The 21,623-nt window shown below is 67.8% G+C and carries 19 protein-coding genes; 12 read left to right on the top strand and 7 right to left on the bottom strand.

What is annotated here, in order from left to right; genetic code table 11:
• Nucleotides 1-125: 125 nt before the first annotated feature.
• Nucleotides 126-488: a DUF1330 domain-containing protein gene (locus tag WME85_RS40225; protein ID WP_437828921.1), complete on the bottom strand. Its 363-nt coding sequence runs from the start codon at nt 486-488 to the stop codon at nt 126-128.
• Nucleotides 489-710 carry a hypothetical protein gene (locus tag WME85_RS40220; protein WP_437828919.1) on the bottom strand — a complete coding sequence of 74 codons (222 nt, stop codon included), beginning with the start codon at nt 708-710 and terminating at the stop codon, nt 489-491.
• Between the two features lie 11 nt (nt 711-721).
• Here WME85_RS40220 and WME85_RS40215 point away from each other — a divergent pair, with 11 nt between their 5' ends.
• The 3 genes from WME85_RS40215 to WME85_RS40205 all read left to right on the top strand — a co-directional run bounded on the left by WME85_RS40215 (nt 722) and on the right by WME85_RS40205 (nt 4,293).
• Complete coding sequence (locus WME85_RS40215) at nt 722-1,636, top strand: LysR family transcriptional regulator (RefSeq protein WP_437828916.1); 915 nt, start codon at nt 722-724, stop codon at nt 1,634-1,636.
• A gap of 298 nt (nt 1,637-1,934) precedes the next feature.
• Nucleotides 1,935-3,146 (top strand): hypothetical protein, encoded by a 1,212-nt coding sequence (locus WME85_RS40210; RefSeq protein ID WP_437828913.1) that lies wholly within the window; start codon nt 1,935-1,937, stop codon nt 3,144-3,146.
• 517 nt (nt 3,147-3,663) lie between these two features.
• Complete coding sequence (locus WME85_RS40205; RefSeq protein ID WP_437828910.1) at nt 3,664-4,293, top strand: DUF7674 family protein; 630 nt, start codon at nt 3,664-3,666, stop codon at nt 4,291-4,293.
• A gap of 1,072 nt (nt 4,294-5,365) precedes the next feature.
• On the opposite strand, the gene WME85_RS40200 is transcribed toward WME85_RS40205, so the two are convergent.
• Nucleotides 5,366-6,118: an SDR family oxidoreductase gene (locus WME85_RS40200; protein WP_437828907.1), complete on the bottom strand. Its 753-nt coding sequence runs from the start codon at nt 6,116-6,118 to the stop codon at nt 5,366-5,368.
• 124 nt (nt 6,119-6,242) lie between these two features.
• On the opposite strand from WME85_RS40200, the gene WME85_RS40195 reads away from it, so the two are divergent.
• Nucleotides 6,243-7,157, top strand: coding sequence for a LysR substrate-binding domain-containing protein (locus WME85_RS40195; protein WP_437828905.1), 915 nt, complete (start codon nt 6,243-6,245; stop codon nt 7,155-7,157).
• Between the two features lie 860 nt (nt 7,158-8,017).
• On the top strand, nt 8,018-8,251 hold the full coding sequence (locus WME85_RS40190) for a ribbon-helix-helix protein, CopG family (protein ID WP_437828903.1): 234 nt from the start codon (nt 8,018-8,020) through the stop codon (nt 8,249-8,251).
• A gap of 174 nt (nt 8,252-8,425) precedes the next feature.
• On the opposite strand, the gene WME85_RS40185 is transcribed toward WME85_RS40190, so the two are convergent.
• Nucleotides 8,426-8,923, bottom strand: coding sequence for a hypothetical protein (locus WME85_RS40185; RefSeq protein WP_437828900.1), 498 nt, complete (start codon nt 8,921-8,923; stop codon nt 8,426-8,428).
• A 163-nt stretch (nt 8,924-9,086) separates the two neighbouring features.
• Between WME85_RS40185 and WME85_RS40180 the strand changes: the two genes are divergently transcribed.
• Entirely contained in the window at nt 9,087-9,971 is an 885-nt protein-coding gene (locus tag WME85_RS40180) for a helix-turn-helix transcriptional regulator (protein WP_437828898.1), read from the top strand.
• An 89-nt stretch (nt 9,972-10,060) separates the two neighbouring features.
• On the opposite strand, the gene WME85_RS40175 is transcribed toward WME85_RS40180, so the two are convergent.
• Nucleotides 10,061-10,660 (bottom strand): hypothetical protein, encoded by a 600-nt coding sequence (locus WME85_RS40175; protein ID WP_437828896.1) that lies wholly within the window; start codon nt 10,658-10,660, stop codon nt 10,061-10,063.
• A gap of 818 nt (nt 10,661-11,478) precedes the next feature.
• Here WME85_RS40175 and WME85_RS40170 point away from each other — a divergent pair.
• The 4 genes from WME85_RS40170 (at nt 11,479) to WME85_RS40155 (ending at nt 16,861) form a co-directional block, all read left to right on the top strand.
• Nucleotides 11,479-13,302 (top strand): hypothetical protein, encoded by a 1,824-nt coding sequence (locus WME85_RS40170; RefSeq protein WP_437828894.1) that lies wholly within the window; start codon nt 11,479-11,481, stop codon nt 13,300-13,302.
• Nucleotides 13,303-13,336: 34 nt separating this feature from the next.
• Nucleotides 13,337-14,518 carry a phosphatidylserine decarboxylase gene (locus WME85_RS40165; RefSeq protein WP_437828891.1) on the top strand — a complete coding sequence of 394 codons (1,182 nt, stop codon included), beginning with the start codon at nt 13,337-13,339 and terminating at the stop codon, nt 14,516-14,518.
• Between the two features lie 82 nt (nt 14,519-14,600).
• On the top strand, nt 14,601-15,236 hold the full coding sequence (locus WME85_RS40160) for a hypothetical protein (RefSeq protein WP_437828890.1): 636 nt from the start codon (nt 14,601-14,603) through the stop codon (nt 15,234-15,236).
• Nucleotides 15,233-16,861: a tyrosinase family protein gene (locus WME85_RS40155; RefSeq protein WP_437828888.1), complete on the top strand. Its 1,629-nt coding sequence runs from the start codon at nt 15,233-15,235 to the stop codon at nt 16,859-16,861. Before WME85_RS40160 ends, WME85_RS40155 begins: the two co-directional genes overlap by 4 nt.
• A gap of 21 nt (nt 16,862-16,882) precedes the next feature.
• On the opposite strand, the gene WME85_RS40150 is transcribed toward WME85_RS40155, so the two are convergent.
• On the bottom strand, nt 16,883-18,346 hold the full coding sequence (locus WME85_RS40150; protein ID WP_437828887.1) for an FAD-dependent monooxygenase: 1,464 nt from the start codon (nt 18,344-18,346) through the stop codon (nt 16,883-16,885).
• Between the two features lie 262 nt (nt 18,347-18,608).
• On the opposite strand from WME85_RS40150, the gene WME85_RS40145 reads away from it, so the two are divergent.
• Nucleotides 18,609-19,784 carry a hypothetical protein gene (locus tag WME85_RS40145; protein WP_437828886.1) on the top strand — a complete coding sequence of 392 codons (1,176 nt, stop codon included), beginning with the start codon at nt 18,609-18,611 and terminating at the stop codon, nt 19,782-19,784.
• Between the two features lie 334 nt (nt 19,785-20,118).
• Here WME85_RS40145 and WME85_RS40140 read toward each other — a convergent pair whose 3' ends face one another.
• Nucleotides 20,119-21,156: an aldo/keto reductase gene (locus tag WME85_RS40140; protein ID WP_437828884.1), complete on the bottom strand. Its 1,038-nt coding sequence runs from the start codon at nt 21,154-21,156 to the stop codon at nt 20,119-20,121.
• A gap of 311 nt (nt 21,157-21,467) precedes the next feature.
• Here WME85_RS40140 and WME85_RS40135 point away from each other — a divergent pair, with 311 nt between their 5' ends.
• Nucleotides 21,468-21,614, top strand: a complete 147-nt coding sequence (locus WME85_RS40135) for a hypothetical protein (protein ID WP_437828882.1) — start codon at nt 21,468-21,470, stop codon at nt 21,612-21,614.
• Nucleotides 21,615-21,623 lie beyond the last annotated feature (9 nt).

The raw sequence follows: 21,623 nt of genomic DNA, 5'->3' as shown, positions 1-21,623 counted from the left end.
ACGTCGCGTCGCTCGTGATCGGATAGCACGAGATCGAGGAGTTCACCGAGCACTTCTGGTCGCGCATCCAGGGGTGGCGCAAGCACCACGAGGAGCGCTGAGGCGCTTCGAGAGCGCAGAGCGCTTCAGCCGAGCGGGTGTGTCGGCTGGAGCACGGCTTCGCTGAGCGCGGAGAGGCGCACGGGGTCGGCGCGGTGGTACTCCGGGTCGGCGATCATGTCCGTGAACGCCCTTCGCGAGGGATACCGGACGAGGGCGACGCAATCCCAGGACTGGCCGGCCTCGGCGCAGAGCGCCGTCTTGCCGTCGCCCGCGTAGAGGATCTCGCCGCCGTGGCGGGCGAGGACGGGACGCGCGAGCGCGATGTACTCGAAGTAGCGCTCGCGGCCGCCGTCGGGGCGGAAGCGGAGGAGGTTCAGCATGACGACGGGCTTGCCGTCGTCCTCGCGGAGAAAGCGCTCGAGGTCGGAGGGGGTGATCGCAATCATCTACTTCAGCCTTTCCTTCGGGATGTCCGTGAACATGACGATGCTCTTGATGCGGTGGCTCGCGTCGATCGGGACCGCGGACCACGCCGCGAGGTGCGTCTCGCAGGCGGCGACGCGGGGTCGGCGAAGGCGGTCGGCGCTGCCGGACGGGGCGCCGGGGCGCAGCCGATCGCGAGCGCGGCGAGGAGGCCCGCCGTTGCGGCGCGCGGCGAACGCGCGCATCGTCGCGCGGCATGGCCGCGCTCGCCTTCGAGGTGTCCGTCCCGCAGCTGCGCTGCTTCCTCGCCGTCGTGGACGCGGGCTCGGTCGCCGAGGCAGGGCGCAGGCTCGGGATGTCCGCCGCGAGCGTCTCGAAGGCGATCACGCGGCTCGAGGACGGCGCCGGCGTGAGGCTCCTCCATCGCTCGACGCACGCGATCTCCCTCACCGACGCCGGCGAGGCGCTGCTCGCGCCCGCGCGCGAGGCCGTGCGCGCGGCGGAGGCCTTTGCCGAGACGGCCGCGCACGCGTCCGTTCGCGGCGATGGCGGGACCGTGCGGCTCACGGCGGCGGCTGGCATGGTCCGGCATGTCCTCGCGCCGCTCGTGGGCGAGCTCGCGCGCGTGCATCCGGATATCCGGGTCGACATCCGCGTCACGAACCGGGTGCTCGACCTCGCCGAGGGCGGGATCGATCTCGCGATCCGCTCCGGCCCGTTCGACGGCCTGCCCGGGCACGTCGCCCAGCCCTGGTTCGCCGCGCCGTGGGTGCTCTGCGCGACGCCGGGCTACCTCGCTGGCCGCGCGCGCCCCGCGTCGCTGCGCGATCTCGACGGGCACGACCTCGTCGCGTTCCGGAGCGGCAGCGGGCGCGTCTTGCCCTGGCCGCACCGGGACGGCAGCTACGAGCCGAAGGCCCGCTTCACCTTCGACGACGGTGACGCGACCTTCAGCGCGATGCTCGCCGGCGCCGGCATCGCCTGCACGCCGCTCTACCTCGCCGCGGCCTCCCTCCGGAGCGGCGCCGCGGTCGAGGTGCTCGCGCCGCTCCGCGCCGAGCCCGTCCCGATCTCGCTGCTCCGCCGCGAGCGGCGCCTGACTCCAGGCCGGCTGACGAAGCTGATCGCGTTCCTGAACACGCACGCCCCGGACCTCTCCGACTTGCTCTGAGCCCACGCCCGGACTCTGGCAGGCCGCGGCGGCGCGCTGTAGACGCGGGCGGGGAAGGGCAGTCTTGCCCTCGCGGAAACGGGAGCCCCAGCAGAGGAGCGCGGCGACGCGCCCCGAGAGCACGACGACGATCGTTGCCAGTCGCAGGGCATGTCGTTAACCCCAGCGGTCGGAAGGGAACCCAGTCGACGGCGCCGATCTCTTCTGAGCTATTTTACGTTCGATCCTCGTCGAACGCTTCGTGTGCTATAGAGGCCCGTGTTTGTACCCGATTCCGTACAATCGCCGAGGATATCCCATGAAAATCTCTTCAGAACGCTTCGGGCTCGTGGCATCAGCGTGCGCCGTGGTCGGTCTCCTCGCTCGCGGGGCCTCTGCGCAGTCGGCCCCTTCCGTGGAGACCACGTACGTCAAAGCGCCCGCGACCGATCCGGGGCGTGTGGAGGGCTGGTCACCGGGGCTGCTCCTCGGCGGCACGTTCAACCTGGCCAACAATCGCAGCGTCGTCGGGCAGGCAGACGGGACAGGCATATCCGCGGGCTTCGTTCTGGAGGGCTCCCTCGACTTCAACAAGGCCGCCCATGAGCTCCGCATGACGCTCGGGGCTGGCGCTGGCGTGACGCGCACGCCGGCCCTGGAGGCCTGGGTCAAGACGCGCGACGCGCTCGCCTTCGAGGCCATTTACCTCTACCACGTCGTGCCCTGGTTCGGGCCGTTCGGTCGCTTCGCCCTCGACACGCAGCTGTTCGCTGGCAGCGACCCGCGCTCGGCGCCGACGACCTACGCGATCACGCGTGCGGACGGGACGACCGAGGCGATCACCGGGACGCGCCTTCACCTGAGCGATCCTTTCCAGCCAGCGACGCTCAAGCAGTCGCTCGGCGTCTTCGTCCAGCCTGTCAATCGGGAGTCCGCCCTTGTGGAGGCGCGCGCCGGCGCTGGCGCGCAGGAGGTTATTGCGTCGGGTGCGCTCGCCCTGGGGGACGACGACGGGACGCCCGAGGTGGAGGTGAGCGAGCTCTCGAGCTATAACCAGCTCGGCGCCGAGGCTGTCATCGAGGCCTCAGGCGCGCTCCGTGAGAAGCAGATCACGTACAAGGCGGGCGTCGCCGTCCTCTTGCCGATCGTGTATTCGGATCTGGACGCGGGCGATGATCGCGGCGCGCTGGACCTCATGAACGTCGACATCGTCGGGGGGCTCTCCTTCAAGCTCGTGGAGTGGGCGTCCCTCGATTACCAGCTCCACGTCGTGCGCCAGCCGCAGCTCATCGACGCCTGGCAGGTGCAGAACAACATCCTGCTCACGCTCTCCTATGCCGTGGGCTCGAAGGTGCCAGCGTTGCCGCCCTGCGTGCCCTGCAGGCCGGAGCCAACCAAGGCGGAGCCCGCGACAGCCCCGGTGCCCACGCCTGCGCCTGCGCCTGCGCCGGACGCTGCGCCTGCGCCCGCACCCGACGCTGCGCCTGCGCCTGCGCCCGCGCCGGACGCTGCGCCTGCGCCGATGCAATGATTGATATACGCTAGAGCGACACAAGGTTTGAAGTCACGAGAAAAAGCGGAGATTTAACGGGGAGGCGGGGAGGCGGGGAGGCGGGGAGCGAGAGACGGCAAGAGAAAGAACTTCATTTTTTTTCTTCCTCCCCGCCTCCCCGCCTCCCTGTTAAATTCTCGGGTTTTAACGTGATCAATGTTCCGGCAAATAGACACCATGCCGCCGCGCCCACATGCCCCTCGCTTCCTTCCTGGCAACCGCCCCCTTTCCTCCGCTCGCGCCCCTTCCGCCGCACGACGCTGCGGACCTGCTCCTCCTCGTGCGAACCGCACAGGGGGCGCCCGGTGATCTCGTCTGGCCAGGGCTCTTCCCGCGACCTCCCGCCAAGCTCGCGCGGCTCTTGTTATCGTCGCGCGGGTACTTCCCGGCTCCCTCGGTCCTCGCCGCCGCGCAGAGCGCTTACCGAGCGGACGACCCTCGTGGCCCACGCGCGAAACGCTCCTACGATGCCCACGACGCATTCGCTTGTGCGCTCGTGCATCCGGACCTCGATCCGAAGGTGCGGGCGGAGCTCGTGGAAGCGACGATCGGAGACAACGCCCACGATCGTGGGTGGCGCTCGCGGCGCAAGAGCTTCGCCATCCTCCGCTGGGCAGCCACGAATGGCTACGTCGATCGCACGCTCTTGCCGGCGCCGCTCGCGGAGCGCGCAGCTCCCCCACGCTCGCCGGAGGAGCCCGCGCTCGATCCCCATCCAGAAGGCGCCGCAGCCGCGATCGCGTGTTTCGCGGCCGCCTGGCCACGCTTTCGCCAGAGGCTCCACGCCGAACGCAAACACGAATCGTGGTTCGATCACCCAGGCATCGCCGACATGGGACGACGGCACTTCCACGCACTCGCGAGCGGCTGCAAGGCGCCCTGGGTGCAAGCGGTGTTCGACGTGATCGAGCACGTGCTCGTCCACGGAGACGATGCAGCCCAGAACCTCGTCGTGGTGGGCCTGATGGAGGCCGTCCAAGGACAGGCCTACCGCGCCGGACGAGCGGGCAACCAGTACGAAGCCAAGCTCGGCCCACGCGCCGCCAAGGCGTGGGCCGACCTCATCGAAGGGTGGACGGGAGAGGGAATCCGCACACTCGATGCATGGCGGAACATCTCCAGGTGAGGGCTCCGTCAACCTCTCCAACCCCTCGAGGTCGCCCGCGCGCGCGGTGACGCCGGCGTGCGCGTTGAAGCCGGAGACCTCCGCGGCGCGCTCGTCGACGAGACCGCGCCCTCGGAGCCACGGCGTCACGCGCTTCGCGACACGCGCGACGATGCCGGGAATTTCCCGTCAACGACCGGCAGTTGATATAACGCACAAAGAGCACGATCCATTGCGCCGCCTACAAAACCAAGAGATCCAACGAGTTCACTCGGCTATGTGATATTTCGTACGCCACGCTCGACCCGGGACGCGTACGAGATTTCGGGGCACGGACGGACCGGCCACGGCCACGGATTCCACGCGTGGCCGTGGCCGATTCGGCGTGTGTCCGTGTCCCCGAGTATTTCGACCCGTGAACGGTCACGTTCCGCGATGGTGCCTTGATTCAGTCAGTCCGGGCGGTGAACGGTCACGATCAGGCACCAACGAAACGCAGCACGAGGGATTGGCGCGCTGTGCGCAGGTCCCCGGCATAAAATCGCTAGCAAGGAGATGTTTTCATGAAAACGATGATGGTGTTGGCGTCCATGTTCCTCGGACTGAGCTTGGGCTGCGGCGCCGGCGGTGAGGGCGAGCCGCTCCCTGACGAGAGCGCAGCGGAGGACATCGGGCAGGCAGAGCAAGAGGTCAACACACCGTGCTTCCAGGATTGCCAGTGCCCCCTCACGGAGCGCTGCGACTTGACCCGCTACTACTGCGAGTCTTATGCAGTATGGGGTGGTGACACCAGTCCCATCAAATGCGTCAATGATTGTCAATGTCAGACATGGTATTCCCCGGGGTACTACTGTAACATGGATTCAGGCAGCTACGGTCACTGCGCGGTACGTCCCTGGTGACATCACTGCGTCAAGGCGAGCCAGGTGACCACGGCTGAACGATCCGAGGTCGATCGCTCCTCCTCATCGTGTCAGTACCGCCATCTCGAGGTGAAACGGCCAGTCCAGGAGGAGCGGGCGCGCCGGTCGGCGTCGGCGTATCTCCCTGCGACAGGCTGACCGTCGTGCCGCCCCCACCGCGCGCCGGGCGCTCAGACCTGCGCCATGCCGCCGTCGACGAAGAGCTCGGCGCCGTTGGTGAAGCTGCTGTCATCGGAGGCGAGGAAGACGGCGGCCTTGGCCACCTCTTCCGGCAGGCCGAGCCGCCCGAGGGGGATGCTGGCCACGAGGCTCGCCTTGAACTGCTGCGCCTGCTCCTCGGTCGCGCCGAGCCCGTGCAGCCCTGGGGTGTCGATCGGCCCCGGGCTGATCACGTTGACGCGGATGCCGCGGTCCTTCAGGTCGAGCGCCCAGGTGCGCGCGAAGCTCCGCACCGCGGCCTTGGTCGCGCTGTAGACGCTGAACGCAGGGGATCCGGTGGAGGCCGCCGTCGAGCCGGTGAGGATGATCGACGCCCCGTCGCGCAGCAGCGGCAGCGCCTTCTGGACCGTGAACAGCGTCCCCTTGACGTTGATGGCGAAGGTCCTGTCGAAATGCTCCTCGGTGATCGCGCCGAGCGGGGCGAACTCGCCGCCGCCGGCGTTGGCGAACAGGACGTCGATGGGGGCGCCTTGCTGCTTCACCACCTCGAAGAGGCGATCGAGATCGGCGAGGCTGGAGACGTCGCTCCGGACGCCGGTGGCCCTCTCGCCGATCTCCTTCACGGCCGCGTCGAGCTCCGCCTGCCGCCGCCCGGTGAGGAAGACGCGCGCGCCCTCCGCCCCGAACCGCTTCGCCGTCGCGAGGCCGATCCCCGTGGTGCCGCCCGTGACAACCGCTACCTTCCCCTGGAGTTTGTTGCTCATGGTGTCCGTCCCTTGATCGCGGCGCTCAACGTCGCCGGCCCCCTGGATCTAGAGCCGAAGCGGGGGGCGGCCAGCCGGCGATCGTGGCACGCTGCGTTCCGCTAGCGGAACGAAGAGATCACCGATGCAGGATCTGAACGACTTCTTCTTCTTCGCCGAGGTCGTGGCGAACGGCGGGTTCGCGAAGGCGGGGCGCGCGCTGCGGCAGCCGAAATCGAAGCTCAGCCGGCGGATAGCTCAGCTCGAGGCGCGGCTCGGCGTTCGCCTCATCGAGCGCTCGTCCCGCCGCTTCAGCGTCACCGAGGTGGGCCAGGCGTTCTATGAGCGCTGCCGATCCGTCATGAGCGAGGTGGCGCTGGCGGAGGCGATCGTCGCCGAGGCGCAAGGCGAGCCGCAGGGGCTCGTCCGACTGAGCTGCCCCACGGGCATGATGGAGCTGGTCAGGCCCATCCTGCCCTCTTTCATGGAGCGCTACCCGCGTGTCGCCCTGCAGGTCATCCCCACCAATCGGCGCGTCGATCTGATCGAGGAGCGAATCGACATCGCGCTCCGGGTGCGCACGAAGCTCGACACCGACGCCGCGCTCACCCGGAAGACGCTCGCGAAGAGCCGCCGGCTCCTCGTCGCGAGCCCCGCGCTCGCGCGTCGCCTGGGCGGCGCGCCGGAGATCGCCGCGCTCGCCTCCGTGCCGACCCTCAGCCCGAGCGAGCAGGCCGGCGAGGATGCGTGGGAGCTCGTCGGGCCCGGCGGGCAAACGCGTGTCGTGCGTCACGCGCCGCGCCTCTCGTGCGGCGATTTCGCCGCCCTGCGAGAGGCGGCCATCGCAGGGCTGGGCGTGGCGTTGTTACCCGATCACATCGCTGCGGCGGACCTGAGGGCTGGTAAGCTCGTCCGCGTCTTCCCCGAGTGGTACGTGACCGAGGGCATCGTCCACCTCGTGTTCACCTCGCGCCGCGGCTTACCGCCCGCGGTCCGGGCGCTGATCGAGCACCTCGCGAGCCACATCCATGACGACGTGATGAAGGAGGGTATCGACTGAGGATGCTGTCGCCCCGAAGGGCTCCCGCCGGGGTCGATCGTCCAGGCAGCCCGTACCGAGCAGCGCCATCGCCACGCTGGAAAGCCCTCACCTGGCCTCTCCCCCCGGGGAGCGGGACGTCGGCGCAACGCAGGAGCAGACCGCGTGTTGCAAGAGACGTACCGTATGACATCTCCAGGAGACCGGACCGGGAGCGCCCCACCGGCCCCCCATGCCCCACCAGGCCACAACGGTACCCATGGACTGGAAAGCAAGGTTTCGACTTGCCCGATGCGCATGGGACACACATAACATGCACATCGGTGGCGACGGTCACCCTATCACCATTTGAACGCCGATCCGAGCCAGGAAGCTGAGTATGTTAAATTCGAAGCCAGTCGTGCTCGCGGAGTTGTTATCCCCGAGCACCGGATGCGGGCATGTTCGGACGTCGAGTACGACCCTTCCGATGGGGAAAACATATCAACAGGGCCGAAGGGCACTCAGGTCGAGCGTGGTTGACTGAGGTGCTTCCAGAAGCGGCAGGTGATCATGGTGAATGATCTCGGCGTCGCTCGATCTTCCGGCCCACAAGCAGCGTGGTGCCGGCATGAACAAGAAGAACGACAAATTCTCTCACAAAGTTCGTGACAACTACGATCTCTACAGGGAGATCGACAGCGATGAGCCGAGGCGACCGTTCGGCTTGAGGGCGATCGCTCGAGCGATGGCTGCATTAGGTCCTACTGCCGCCATCACGGTTACAGCGATCATTGTGCTTGGCATTCAGGGCATGAGCGGCCAACCGGACCTGCGGCGGGACGTTATGTTGACGACGGTCGCTATGTTCGGGGTCCTCATGGCCCGCGGACGAGGTGCTTATGTCAAGGCAGGCAAGCAAGGAAGCAAAGGTACGGCTCAACCTGGAGCTGCCCGAGCGAGTCCGCGAAAGGCTCGAGCGTATCCGGGAGCTGAGCGAGGCGGATAGCCTCACCGAGGTCATCCGGAGGGCGTTGTCGGTCTACGACGCGCTACTCACCACGACCCACGACGAGGGAGGTAAGGTCGTGCTGCGTAGCGCGGACGGCAACGAGCGAGAGCTTCTGCTCTCGTAGACCCGATACATGAACGTGAGCCTGCCTGCCCGGCAAGCGCTCCGAGTAGCAAGCTTGGTTCACGATGCCGGGTGTCTGGGCGCCCTTGGCCTCCACCACCTTCCAGCGCTTGATCCAGTGGAGTGGTCACCGCTGCGCCCAGCGGGATACGCTCACCTCTGACGCGCGGCTGCGTCAGGCGCGCCGCTGGCTGCCGTTCTGCCAGGCGATGAGCGCGAACCAGACCATCATCAAGAGCGACGCCGGCGCCAGCACCGTCGGGGGCAAGAAGGGCGAGACGAAGCTGTAGGCGAACAGCAAGGCGCCGGCGGGGACGCCGACGAGCTTCACCGGCAGCGAGGCGGCGCGCGACGCCGACACGATCCAGATGCCGGCGAAGATGTGGGCGCCGAGCCGCACCGGATCGGCGACGGCGTGGGGCACGTCGTTGAGCGCCAGCACGCCGGTGGTCACGTCGAGGAACAGCCAGCCGTAGCCGGCCATCCGCGCCCACTCCGGCGCGCGCAGGCTCGGGACCAGCGCGAAGACCGCGAGGTGGAAGGCGAGCCCCGGGTACTCGGGCCACCGCGCGCCGGGGGCGACGGCGAAGCTGACCAGGACGGGGGCGAAGCACAGGAACGCGGCGCTGGCGGCGACGCGCGGCGAGCATGGGGCGGCGGACGGTTCGTTCATGCGTGGGCTCCTCGCTGTCGAGCCCGAGCATGCGGGGCGACCGCGGCGCGGTCTTGGGCTTCCTTGCGCCAACGCTGGCGCGCGCGACGGCCAGCGTCGCTCTCGAGCGTTCGTGCGCGAGCTTCGGCGAGCGCGACCGCCGGCGTCGGTCTACCCTCGGAGGATGCCGAGAGACGCTGCGCCCGTGCGCACCGAGCTGCGCGCCTACGCCGACGTGCCCGGGGTGCGCTCGCTGCTCGTCGACGCCGACGAGCGGCTGTGGTGCGCGGTCAAGGAGACGTACGCGGTGGCGCTGATCCATCGCGGGCACGCGGAGTTCTGGTCGCGCCGCGGCGGCGTGGCCAGCGCGCCGGGCGACCTGCACCTCGACGCGCCGGCGAGCGTGCACAGAGATCTGCGGCGCGACGGGCCGGCGCGCTTCCAGATCGTGACCTTCGACGTGGCGCTGGTGCGCGAGCAGGCCGAGCGCCGCGGCCTGCGGCCGGGCCTGGCGCTGCGGGTGCCGCTGCTCGAGCGGCGCCACCCCGATCGCCGGCCGTTGCTCGCCCTCCACCGTGCGTACCGCGGGCGGCCCGATCCGCTCACGCGTCAGGTCGTCGTGGCCGAGGCGCTCGACGCGCTGGTGCGCCAGCTCGACGGCGCCGATGCGTGGCCGCACGCCAGCGTGGCGCGCGGCCGCCTCGGGCGCGCCGTCGAGCTCATCCACGCGCGCCTCGGCGAGGCCCTGTCGCTCGACGAGCTGGCGGCGGCGGCCGGTCTCGATCGCTTCCAGCTGTGCCGCGCGTTTCGCGCCGAGCACGGGATCCCGCCGTACACCTACGTGCTGCGCACGCGCATCGCGCGCGCGTACGCGTGGCTGGCGGCGGGCATGCCGGTGAGCCAGGTGGCGAGCGCGCTCGGCTTCTGCGATCAGAGCCAGCTGCACGGCCATTTCCGGCGCGCCTTCGGGATCACGCCCGGCGCCTTCGCCCGCGTCGCCCGCCGTGGCCACGCGCCGCTCGCGGTGGTCGAGTCGGCCGCGCGCCGCCTCGCGGCGGTCGAGCCATAGGCCGGGCGCGGTCGACAGATCCTGGCGGCATGCTCAAGGGCGCCGAGACGCGCGGGCGCACCCTCGAGCGGGCCTTCCGGCGCCCGTGGTCACCCCGATGCCGAGATCGTGATCTTGGGATCGAACCAGTAGGTGCCGACCAAGGTTCCCTGGATCGCGCAGTAGAACTCGAGACCGTACTGGAGCGTGCCCGGGACCGTGAGCGCCGGGATAACGATGTACGGGTTGCGCTTCACGGGCGAAAGCAGGGTCGCGTCATGGCGGGTGACCAGGTAGTTGTCGTTCTCGTTGTCCGGACTCCACGGAGAGTTCGAGCCGACGACATAGTTGTAGTCATACAGGTCGGTGCGGTCGTCCCGGAAGCTGATGTCTCCGATGACCGCATCCCCGCCGGTGAGGTTAGCGAGGGTGACAGGGTTGCCCTGCCAGGTCATCGCGACGAGGCCCACCGGGGCACAGGCCACGTTGATACCGGAGTTCGAGTCCTGGACGGAGATCAGCACCTCCTCGTTGAAGGCCACGGTCACGGCGGTATCCCCGCTCTGGTTGGTGTAGGCGTCGGGGTTGTCTCCTCTCCCGTACTTGAGAGGGGGGTGCCCCTTCGGATAACTGGCGGGATTGCCGAACTGCCCCCCCGGAGCTTGCTGGATGGCATTGGTATCAATCAGGAAAATGATGTGCATGGTCATGTTGTTCTCTTCTATCCGTAAGCGTTGATCGCAGAGGCCTGGTATGGAGGCGCGGCAGCAGCGCTCCCCTCGGTCAGGGAGCAGCGCCTGAGCGCCCCGCTTCGCTGGCGTGGTGTCTTCGCTGGCGTGATGTCTTCGCTGGCGTGGCGTTGAACAGCAAGCGATGTGCCACCTGGACCGGCCCTCCGGGCCCCCGGCGCAGGGGCGCTTCCTTCCCAGGAAGCACGCCCAGGTGCCTGGTCGTCCGACCTTCCGGGCACGCGCCTCGCCGCCCCCTCACGGCGCCGGCCTTGCCTCCCGTCGGGAAGCGCCGCTTCATTTCGGGACGCAAGGCCTCGCCGCCCCCGCGCGGGGTCCCCGCCCGACGCGCCTACCGCATGTCCGCCTGGATCGCCGCCGGCGTTCCACCGGTCGGATCGGCCCGAGTTCGCCCTGAAGCCCCGCGACGGACCGCGCCGAGCCGTCCAGTCGCGGCTGGCATCGCCATTGCAGTCGATCCCATCACGGTGGTTGCTCCCGGGCAGGACCCGGACCGCTGCCAACCCGAACCCGAAACGTCAACTCCTCCAGACGCAGGAAGCGCAGTGATCATGACAAGCTTATCTCGAATGCTCAGGGCGGCGGCGACCTTTCCGTTCATCGCGGGTGGAGCGATCGCCACGATGAACTGCTCCTCGAGCGGCCTGCCGAGAGACGCCCAGCAACAGCGGCAGCCAGACGCAGCGGCGCAGTCGGGCGCCGACGCAGATCGGGCGAAGAACGTCCTTGCGGCGTCTCAAAATGGCTTGCCTCAGTCATGGCCGCGGCCAAGCACCTTATTGAACAGCGCCGAGCTCGCCTGGCAGCAGTTCCTCGCTCTGAACCGCAAAGCCGCGCAGCCGGACGGCCAGACCATCCCGCGAGGGACCCCCCAGAGCGACGCTCTCGGCGGGTCGAATGATCTCCTGGTCTGGCAGACCTATGCCCACAAGACCGAGCTCCGGCCCAACGCGCCGCTCACGCTCCCCTGGGACAAGCTCGGCGCGCCCACGTACGCGAATGCTTACCAGGTGACGCTCTACAAGGGGACCAGCGACGCACAGCTGGGCCTCTGGAACAACCTGGACGAGGATAGCGAGATCGCCTCCTGCCAGCTCTTCGGCCAGTACGCGCAGCAGCCGCGCGCTCGGAGGCAAGATTCGCTGGTCCTGTTCGAGGCGAAGGTGAACCGGGACGAGTACGAGTACATCCGCCAGAACTACCCTGATCAAAACGTGGGCAACCTGGGCGCCCTCACGACGAAGGTGAACAACCCTGAAAGAGCGAGCGGCTCCTCTTCGGAATGCGATGGGACCGGCCCCCACGGGAGCCTGTGCGCGGCCCAGCTCAACGCCCAGAACGACATACGGAACGGGAAGTACGACCATGCGGCTCAATGCAGCTGCCCGCCCGATCAAGCGATCTGCCTTCCCTGCGGCGACGGCGCGAGCGAGGGGGCCATCGAGGTCAAGGCCGCATGGCGAAAGCTGCTGAAGTCCGAGGACGCCACCCAGTATTACACCTCGAAGGCCGTCTACCATCAGTACGAATACGATCCGGAGTCGCAGACCTACAAGTACAGGTACTACAACGACACGTTCGCGCTGATAGGGCTGCATATCATAAGAAAGATGAAGAATTACCCTGACTTCGTCTTCACCTCCTTCGAGCACGTCGGAGAGGCCAGCGCAGGCGACCAGTACGTCACGCTCGACAACGACGGAGCGGAGACGTCGGCGCCGACGCCCGCGACGCGGCAGAGCGCTACCCCCAACAACGACCGTACCCAGAACCACGCGATCCCGGAAGACATCCAGAGGGTGAACGCTCTCATGCGCCAGCAGCTGAGAGGTTTCAGCTCGGTCTGGGCGAACTACCAGCTCATCGGCGTGCAGGCCGACGTGACCAACTGCGGGATCACGGGCACCCCTCCGCCGAAGGCGAATCCCGGCGATCCGGACGCCGTCAAGGAGAAGGCGGGGCTCACCTGCATCAGCGAGCAGGACGGCAACGTGAGCACGTGCCTGAACATGAACCCCAATTACTACATGGCCAACCTGTTCGTCGAGACGGACAAGTTCCTCAACAACTTCAGCGGCCCCGGCTTCGGCGGCAACACGTTCGGGACCTGCGATAACACCGTGTACGGCGGGAAGACGTACAACATGGGCGGCTGCAAGGGGTGCCACGGCGTCGCGCAGACCGCGTTCGGGACCGATTTCAGCTTCCTGCTCGACTTTGGCCAAGGCAAGCCGGGCGTGACGCCGGATACGCTCCAGCCTCCGTATGCCGACCTCACCGGCATGAAGGTCTCCTCGAGCAAGGCCAGCGCCACGCCCGTACCAGGTCCCGGGCAGGAGTGTGCGTCCTTGACGGACAAGTGCTTCGACTTTTGCAGATACCAGTGCGAGACGAAGGCTTGCGTCGCTTACAACGTCAGCAAGACCGGTTGCGAGATCTTCCCCCAGGACGTGCCGATGTCGTCGCTGTCGCTGACCGGCACCACGGGGTACTCTGCCTTCCTCGCGCCGGGGACGGTCCGTCCTCCCACGGCCAAGACGGGGCAACCGCAGGAGGCGGTCTTCCCTGGGGGGTACCTCCGCCGCTCCGAGCGCAAACACTGAGTTGATCCTTGACGACGAACCCAAGAGGCAATCCATGGCAATCCAGAAGAAAGATCAGCAGATCCCGCTCACGCCCGCGATGCGAAGGTTGATCGACGAGCTCAAGCTCCTCATGGCCAATCCTGTGGTCGAGGCGGCGTTCAACGAGGCCGTCGCGCAAGTGCAGCCCTTCGTGGAGGACGGGTCGAAGAACCCGTGGGTCGGAGCGACCGCCGACTACTTCGTGAGCTACTTCGAGCAGTGGTTCACGTTCCTGCCCGAGCCGACCGGAGGCCTCGGGAAGATCGTGCCCTTCACCTACTTCTACCTCGACAACAAGTCCGCGTTCGCCTTCTTGAACACGTTCAAGAGCCGCACGACGAGCCAGGAGTACACGACCGAGATCTTCAACTGGACCGTCAAGTTCATCAAGGAGCGGGGGCGGTTCATGGACTCCCCGGAGTCGCTCAAGTACATCGACGCGTGGCTGAGCGACCCCGGGACCCACCTCGAGGACTTCATCGTCCCCAAGGGTGGCTTCAAGTCCTTCAACGACTTCTTCACGCGCAGGCTCAACCTCGCGAGGAACCCCCGGCCCATCGCGGCTCCCGACGACGACGGCGTGCTCGTGGCGTCCGCCGACTCGGAGATCAACTTCATCCTCTCGGACCTCACGCTGACCAGGAAGCTCGACGTGAAGTCACGTCAGCTCGACATCACGCAGCTCCTCAACGGGTCGAAATACGCAGCGAAGTTCGAGGGCGGCACGGCCGTCTCCTGCGTCCTCATGCCCCCCAACTACCATCGCTACCACGCCCCGGCCTCCGGCCAGCTCGTCGAGGGGGTGGAGGTGCCTGGGATTTACAATGGCATCACGGACGGGGAACACTGGTTCAACACCATCTTCAACGTCGGCGAGAGCACGACGGACTTCAGCATCTTCGAGGACTTTCACCGCTCCTACTTCGTCATCAAGACCGAGAAGCACGGGTACATCGCCGTCATCCCGGTTGGCCTGAACACGATCAGCGCGATGTATCCGTCGCTCGTCAACAACCAGTCGACCCTGGTTCCGGTCGGCGGCGAGCCGGTCCCGGTCAAGAAGGGCGACGAGCTCGGGCACTTCGCCTACGGCGGCTCGCTGAACATCCTGCTCTTCCAGAAAGGCGTGTTCAACGCTGTTTCGGTCCTGATGGGGAGCCGCCTTGGTTCCCTGGGCACGCCGTCCTGCCCCTGAGGGGTTCCCCGGGGCTTCGATGAGTCACGCAGAGCCGCACCCGCACGAAGGCACACCGCGAAGCGCTGCCCGGAGACCCACCATGGCGATCATGAATCGGCGGATCATCAAGGCTCGCTCGTCCTCGGGGTGCGCCTGCGGGTGCGCGGAGCCTCCGCCGCGCTCGTCCGGTGTCGCCACGCTGGCCAGGCGCGCCGGCCGGCACCTCCCGCTCTTGCCCGCCATCGCGCTCCTGGTGCTCCCGAAGTGCCCCTTGTGCGTGGCGGCCTACCTCGGGATCCTGGGCTCGCTCGGCGCCAGCGCCTCCCTGCGCGATGCATGGGGGCTGCCGCTCGGCGCCGGGCTGCTCGCCTTCGCGCTCGGCGCGCTCCTGCTGCGCGCGCTGGCCAGCCAGGACTACCGCCCCGTGCTCGCCGGCCTCGCGGGCGCGTCGGCCCTGCTCGTGGGCAAGTTCGTGCTCGACGCGCCGCCTCTCGTCTCCTCCACGCTACTCGGGGGGGGCGCGCTGCTCCTGCTCGGCGCCTCGCTCTGGAGCGTACGCCGCGCCTCCCGGAGGACGGGGCCGTCACCCTCCCGGGACCGTACGGCGAAGGGAGCGCAGGGTCCGTCGCTGCCCTCGTCGCCGTGGAGCACCGAGCGCGCGGAGAGCCCCGCGCCGCCCTGCGACCGCACACGTCAAGCTCACCCTGAAAGAAGAGAACGAAAGGTCCTTACATGACCACAGGAATACGGCAGTCCATCTATTTCCTCCAGCAGGAGTACGAGAGAGGCAACACGAGACCCCTTGAAGACGTGCTGTTTGCCTGGAGGGGCATCCAGCAGCTCGATCCGCATGAATGGCGCTCGTTCTTCGCCTTGGGGGGCCTCCACGGCGAGCCTTTCTTGCTGCGACGCGCGGTCGATCGGCTGCCGCCGGAGGATACCTACGCCTACTGGGGAGGGTACTGCAACCACGGCAACATCCTGTTCCCGACCTGGCACAGGGCATACCTTCACTGCGTGGAAAAAGCGCTGCAAAGCATCGTGCCGGGCGTGATGCTGCCTTTCTGGGACGAGACGGACGACTACTCTCTCCATCACGGCGTCCCGGCTATCTTTACTCAGGCGACGGTCGACCTCCCGAGCTACGGCCTCATGGGTATCCCGAACCCGCTGAGGTCGTTCACCCTGCCCATCTCGGTCTCCGACAGCTACTGGCAGGACCAGAACGCGAGCGCCGACGAGGCGCGCCCGTACTACAAGCGGGCCGGCTACACGACGGTGCGGTACCCGCTCTCGGGGCTGGTGGGCAACTTCGGGGACTCCGAGCTGACGTACGCCCACAACCAGAAGTATCCCGACCCGAAGACGAACGACGCGCTGCTCAACAACAACATCGTGGCCTGGCTCAACGGCCCCGAGCCCGAGGATCCACCTCCTCCCGAGGGCGCCAACATCTACGCATCGTACAGGGCGTGTCTGTTCGCTCCGAACTACACGGTCTTCTCCAACACGACCTCGGCCGCCGCCTGGAACGGGGCGATCCCCTCCAGTCAGGCCAACGTGGTGCCGCTGGAGGCCCCCCACAACGACCTCCACATGGCCGTCGGCGGGTTCGACGCGCCGCAGATTGTCGCTGGTAACATGGGGCTGGTCAGCGGCTCGAACGGGGACATGGGCGAGAACAACACGTCCTCCTTCGATCCGATCTTCTTTTTTCACCACTGCAACATCGACCGCATGTTCTGGCTCTGGCAGAAGCTGCACGGCCAGACCAGGACGCTCGAGGTCGCCGACGACATGACGGACTACCCGGGCACCAGCTCGAGCGACTCGCAAGGGCCGATCCCCGGCGTCGCGCCCGGCACCCGGCTCACCCTCGGTGGAACCGCGCTCAAACCGTTCAGGAACCCGCTCACGAGCAGGCCTTACGTCAGCACGGACTGCGTGGACATCGAGAACCAGCTCGGCTACACGTATGGGCCAGGCTCGTTCGACGACCTGTCCATCGATGACCAGCTCCGCGCCGCAGCGGTGAAGCCCGGGTTCAGCACCAGGAAGCTCATGGTCAGGGGCGTCGATCGCGCCCTGTTCCAGGGGTCGTTCCTGCTGACGGCGCACGCGACCGTCACGGACGACGGGGGCAAGACCAGGCAATACTACCTGGGCTACCACTCCGTGTTCAGCCGTTATAGCGTGAGCAGCTGCGCGAACTGCCGCGCTCACCTCGAGGTCATCGCCCACTTCTCCCTGAGGAGCATGCCGGAGGACGAGGTGGATCGCGCCACCTTCACCGTGAAGGTTCACCATCGCGGGTCGGTGCTTCCGGCGGGCTTGAAGACCGTCCTCAAGGTCCGCGGCTGACGATCGGCGCCGGCCGAGCGACTACGCCCCCGCGGGCGGCCCGAACCACGTGGTCAGGGCCTCACGAAGGCCCTGGTCCGTGCCGTCTCCCACCCACGCGACGTATCCATCGGGCCGGATCAACACGGCCCTGGGCGCCTCGACCGCGCCGAGCACCGGGAGCGCCCACTCCCCCGCGTACCGCGCGTCGACCCGCTTCACCCGGGCCGCCCAGGGACCGAGGTCGAGGGCCCCGGGCTCACCGAGGTCGAGCAGCACCGGCCGGGCCTCGTGCAGCAGCGTGAACACCCGCCGTGGCCCGCCCTCGGTCTCCACGTCGAGATCGGGCATGCGGCGCCCGAGCAGCGGGTGCCCCGCGCCGAGGTCGTAGCGGATGGCCAGACCCGAGATCAGCCCGGCGTACCGCTTGCGCGCCTCCTCCAGCGTCAACAGCTCGGCCATGGTCTCGCGCAAGGCCTTCGTCCGCTCGTCGCCCCGATGGGCCGCCGTCGCCGCCATGGTGTGCTTGAGCACCCGCGCCCCGACCGGGTGCCGCTCGGCCTGGTAGGTATCGAGCAGGCTCTCCGGCGACGTCCCGTGGACCACCTGCGCCAGCTTCCACCCCAGGTTCACCGCGTCCTGCACCCCGAGGTTGAGCCCCTGCCCGTTCGCCGGGGAGTGTACGTGCGCCGCATCGCCGGCCAGCAGCACCCGCCGCTCCCGGTACGACGCCGCCTGCCGGGTCGCATCGCTGAACCGCGAGAGCCACGTGACGCTGTGTACCCCGAAGTCGGTCCCGTAGGAGGCGACGAGCGCCTCGCGCAGGTCGTCCAGGGTCGGCTCCCCGTCTTGCCGGATCTCCCTCTCGCTCAGCACCGCCCGCACCCGCTTGCCGTCCTCGAGCGGCCCGATGCCATAGACCCCCTTGTCTCCCTGGCGGAGGCCCAGCGCCGGCTCGACCATCTCGCCCTCGGCCACCAGGTAGCTGACCGACGGCTCCCACCCCGGGAAGCCGATCCCGGCCTTCTTGCGGATCAGGCTGCGCCCGCCGTCACATCCGACGAGGTACGCCGCCCGCAACGACCGCCCATCGGAGAGCGCGACGTCGACCCCGGCGTCCTCCTGGGCGAACCCCGTCACCTCACACCCGCGGTAGCTCGGCACCCCGAGCTCCTCGACCCACGCGGCGAGGATGCGCTCGAACTGCTTCTGCCACAGCGCCAGCCCGTAGTTGTGGCGCGTCGGAAAGTCGCTGAGATCGAGGGGCGTCGTCGCGAACGACGCGATCTGAGCGATCTTCCCTTCCGCGAGGAAGCGATCCGCGATCCCGCGCTGATCGAGCACCTCGATCGTGCGTGCGTGCAGCCCTCCAGCGCGCGACCCCGCGAGCTCCTGGCTCTCGCGCCGCTCGACGATGGCGACGTCCACCCGCGCCAGCGCGAGCTCCCCCGCCAACATCATCCCCGTCGGACCCCCACCTGCGATGACCACTGCGTGCTTTGTCATGGTCAGGCACTGTGCGGCATGACCCGGGGCTTCCAGCAAGCCCCCATGTCTGGTATACGCTTGCAGCGGGAAGGGGAGAACGTGGCCTTCCCCCGCGCGCTCCGCGCGTGCTCCCCCCCGCGGACCACGGCGCGCAAATTCGGCGCGGCCCCGACGAAAAGGCGCGGCGATGGTCCGCGTCCCGGATCCTCCCCGCGCTCTGGAGACCAGGATGCCTGGACGTTGCGTGGCGTTCGCTGTAGACGTGAGGCCAGGAGGTATTATGTCTCACGGTTTCTCGCCTCGTTCCTTGCTTGCCCGGGTCGCGCTCACCGTCGCCAGCAGCCTTTTCGCGCTCTCGCCCGCGACCGCGCTGGCCGGGGTCGACACGTTTCCGGGATGGAACAGCTACACGTTCGAGGGCTCTTCGGCCTCGGGCCCGGTATGGGGCGCGCAAACGGCGCCGATCCTCCACTACCTCACGGTCTGCGCCGGTCCGTATTGCAACTACGGGGACGCCACCGCTCTCGCCAGCGGGAACGTGATCGGCAATGCGCTCGACCAGATCATGAACGGCGCCGTGGTCCGGGGGGACAACTCCTACCTCGACCCTCAGGGACAGCGGGTCTACCACTCGATGAGCTTCGAGCTCGATACGATGGACTTTTTCTCGAAGAACACCGCCGCCCACATCGCGGTCGCCCCGCGGGCGTTCCTCCCTTACGCGGTCGGGGGCGCCATGTACAATGGATATCCCGCCTTCACCGTCGATCCCAGTCCCGACTTCAACAATGCCAAGGTGCCCTATGCGATGGGCAGCGGCATCATGCTGGGCTACGTGCCTTGCTCCAATGGAAGGTCGTCCGAGGGTCGGCCGTTCCATTACGACGGCGGCGCCTTGGAGGACTACAACGGAGCCCTCCCGAATGCCGTAGGGATCGAGCATTACCTGAGGCCCTGGCGGTCGAGCGCGGGCGACAGCAACAAGACCTGGTGCCAGAAGAAGACCGGCGTGATGCCCGCTCCGCTGTTCCAGGACCAATCGACCTACCAGATCAACGTCTCGGTCAAGCGATCCGCCTGCGATGCCCCCCAGGCGGGCACCTGCCAGTGGGTCGGCTATTTCATCCAGAAGAAGGAATGCAGCGGCTTCGGATGTACCTGGGTCCCCGTCGCGAGGGGGGGCGGGTCGCGGTATTTCCCGGACACCTCGGGCGCTGGCGGGGCTGTCTTCGGCCCGACGCTCCCCGCCGGATGGAGCGCACTGCAGCCGGGCGATCGCTCGAGCTGGTTCATCTCCTCCATCTTCACGAAGGCATTCACGACCGTGGGCGCGAGCTCGCGCTGGAGCTTCAAGGTCAGGAACCTCTGGACGACCACCGACGACACAGCGCCCCTCTGGTGGAGCGCGTGCCTCGATACGACCTCGCCCGATCCCTATACCTGCGGCAATCTCTGAACGTGGATCCGGTCAGGGCTCCTGCGCGCCGTGTACGCTCCCAGGAGCCTCGATGCCCGACGACAAGGTCGCGTGGAACCGCTTTTACCCGGAGGAGGATCTCCCCCGGGCTCTGACGCGCGGCTGCGTCACGCGCGCCGCTGGCTGCCGTTCTGCCAGGCGATGAGCGCGAACCAGACCATCATCAAGAGACTTCTTGCGCCGAGAACGATGATCGCCATGCCGGCCACGGTCACGGCGCCGCCGAGGATGTCCCAGCGCGTCGGCCTCTGCCCCTGTGCCGAGGCTGGTGCGCGGACCGCTCGGCGCGGCCGGGGGCAGTGAGGTCAGCCGTTCAAACCGCGACGGGGAACGGGTTCCGCTCGTGGAACCCGGCCTGGTGGAAATAGGGGTACGCCAGCCTCGTCTTGCTGGCGGCATCCAGCTTTGCCACCTGCTCCGGCGTCAAGCTCCACCCGACAGCCCCAAGGTTCTGCCGGAGCTGCTCCTCGTTGCGGGCACCGACGATCACGGTCGCGACGCTCGGCCGCTGCAGCAGCCAGTTGATCGCGATCTGCGGGACGGTCTTGCCCGTCTCCCTCGCCACCTCATCGAGCGCGTCGACCACGCGATAGAGGTGCTCGTCGTCCATCTGCGGCCCCCCCTCGACGACCTGCTTGTTCCGGAGCCGGCTGACCTCCGGCAGCGGCTGCCCGCGCCGGATCTTCCCGGTCAGGCGCCCCCAGCCCAGCGGGCTCCAGACCACCGCGCCGACCTTCTGGTCGAGCGCCAGCGGCATCAGCTCCCACTCGTAGTCGCGCCCCACCAGCGAGTAGTAGGCCTGGTGCGCCACGTACCGAGAAAGACCATACTTCTCCGAGACCGCCAGCGACTTCATCAGGTGCCAGCCCGAGAAGTTCGAGCAGCCGAGGTAGCGTATCTTCCCGGCTCGAACGAGATCGTCGAGCGCGCCGAGCGTCTCCTCGAGCGGCGTGAGCGCGTCGAAGCCGTGAAGCTGGAAGAGATCGATATGGTCCGTCTGCAGCCGTCGCAGGCTCGCCTCGACCGACCTCACCAGGTGATACCGCGACGAGCCGACGTCGTTCGGCCCGGGGCCGCTCCGGAAGGTCGCCTTCGTGGAGAGGATGACCTGATCCCGCCGGCCCTTGATCGCCTGGCCGAGGATCTCCTCCGCGAGCCCATCGGAGTAGACGTCCGCGCTGTCGAACATGTTCACCCCGGCCTCGAGCGAGATGTCGACCAGCCGGGTCGCCTCGGCCACGCCGTTCGCGCCGCAGCTGTCCCAGAACTCGTTGCCTCCGCCGAACGTCCCCGTCCCGAGGCTCAGCACCGGAACCTTGAACCCTGACCCGCCGAGCAATCTGAACTCCATCGATCTCCTCCGCTGACCTGGGGGTAACCTCGGAACGCAGGGAGAGGAACGCTGGATTTCAGGCTCTTGCTCCCTTGCCGCCGTCGAAGACGGTAGGAACTTCAACGCGTTCCGAAAGTCAAGCGACTTGGTCGCAGTACGCCGGGCGAGGCTTCGGGAGCACGCCCGGCTCAACGCGCCGTCCGGCGCGCGTATTCTGGCGCGCTCGGGAGCCCAAGCCACGTCGCAGCACCTGGACAGCAGCAGCGGCTGCGGACAGCAGCCGCACATCGTTCACCGCCACCCGTCTCCTCGACGGCAGGGGGCTCTTCGTGGGCACCAACGTCCGGAACCCGGGGCTGTTCGTCAACACGGCCGACCTCTACGATCCGGGGTCCGACACCTGGACGAGGGAGGACGGGCCCGAAGGGTTCGAGGGCTCGCTTCATCTCGCCGCACCCATCGCCCTGAAGAGGTGAGGAAAAGCA

Source organism: Sorangium sp. So ce1153 (assembly GCF_051521595.1).
In the GTDB taxonomy this organism is placed as follows: Bacteria; Myxococcota_A; Polyangia; order Polyangiales; family Polyangiaceae; genus Sorangium.
Note: the sequence above shows the minus strand (reverse complement) of the source record. Positions and strands in the feature narration are given on the sequence as shown.

Coding starts and splice junctions, on each gene's coding strand:
- WME85_RS40200 (WP_437828907.1), bottom strand. CDS start 6,118: ATGAGCAACAAACTCCAGGGGAAGGTAGCGGTTGTCACGGGCGGCACC.
- WME85_RS40150 (WP_437828887.1), bottom strand. CDS start 18,346: ATGACAAAGCACGCAGTGGTCATCGCAGGTGGGGGTCCGACGGGGATG.
- WME85_RS40185 (WP_437828900.1), bottom strand. CDS start 8,923: ATGAACGAACCGTCCGCCGCCCCATGCTCGCCGCGCGTCGCCGCCAGC.
- WME85_RS40165 (WP_437828891.1), top strand. CDS start 13,337: ATGGCAATCCAGAAGAAAGATCAGCAGATCCCGCTCACGCCCGCGATG.
- WME85_RS40225 (WP_437828921.1), bottom strand. CDS start 488: ATGATTGCGATCACCCCCTCCGACCTCGAGCGCTTTCTCCGCGAGGAC.
- WME85_RS40155 (WP_437828888.1), top strand. CDS start 15,233: ATGACCACAGGAATACGGCAGTCCATCTATTTCCTCCAGCAGGAGTAC.
- WME85_RS40180 (WP_437828898.1), top strand. CDS start 9,087: ATGCCGAGAGACGCTGCGCCCGTGCGCACCGAGCTGCGCGCCTACGCC.
- WME85_RS40215 (WP_437828916.1), top strand. CDS start 722: ATGGCCGCGCTCGCCTTCGAGGTGTCCGTCCCGCAGCTGCGCTGCTTC.
- WME85_RS40175 (WP_437828896.1), bottom strand. CDS start 10,660: ATGACCATGCACATCATTTTCCTGATTGATACCAATGCCATCCAGCAA.
- WME85_RS40190 (WP_437828903.1), top strand. CDS start 8,018: ATGTCAAGGCAGGCAAGCAAGGAAGCAAAGGTACGGCTCAACCTGGAG.
- WME85_RS40195 (WP_437828905.1), top strand. CDS start 6,243: ATGCAGGATCTGAACGACTTCTTCTTCTTCGCCGAGGTCGTGGCGAAC.
- WME85_RS40140 (WP_437828884.1), bottom strand. CDS start 21,156: ATGGAGTTCAGATTGCTCGGCGGGTCAGGGTTCAAGGTTCCGGTGCTG.
- WME85_RS40145 (WP_437828886.1), top strand. CDS start 18,609: ATGTCTCACGGTTTCTCGCCTCGTTCCTTGCTTGCCCGGGTCGCGCTC.
- WME85_RS40160 (WP_437828890.1), top strand. CDS start 14,601: ATGGCGATCATGAATCGGCGGATCATCAAGGCTCGCTCGTCCTCGGGG.
- WME85_RS40220 (WP_437828919.1), bottom strand. CDS start 710: ATGCGCGCGTTCGCCGCGCGCCGCAACGGCGGGCCTCCTCGCCGCGCT.
- WME85_RS40210 (WP_437828913.1), top strand. CDS start 1,935: ATGAAAATCTCTTCAGAACGCTTCGGGCTCGTGGCATCAGCGTGCGCC.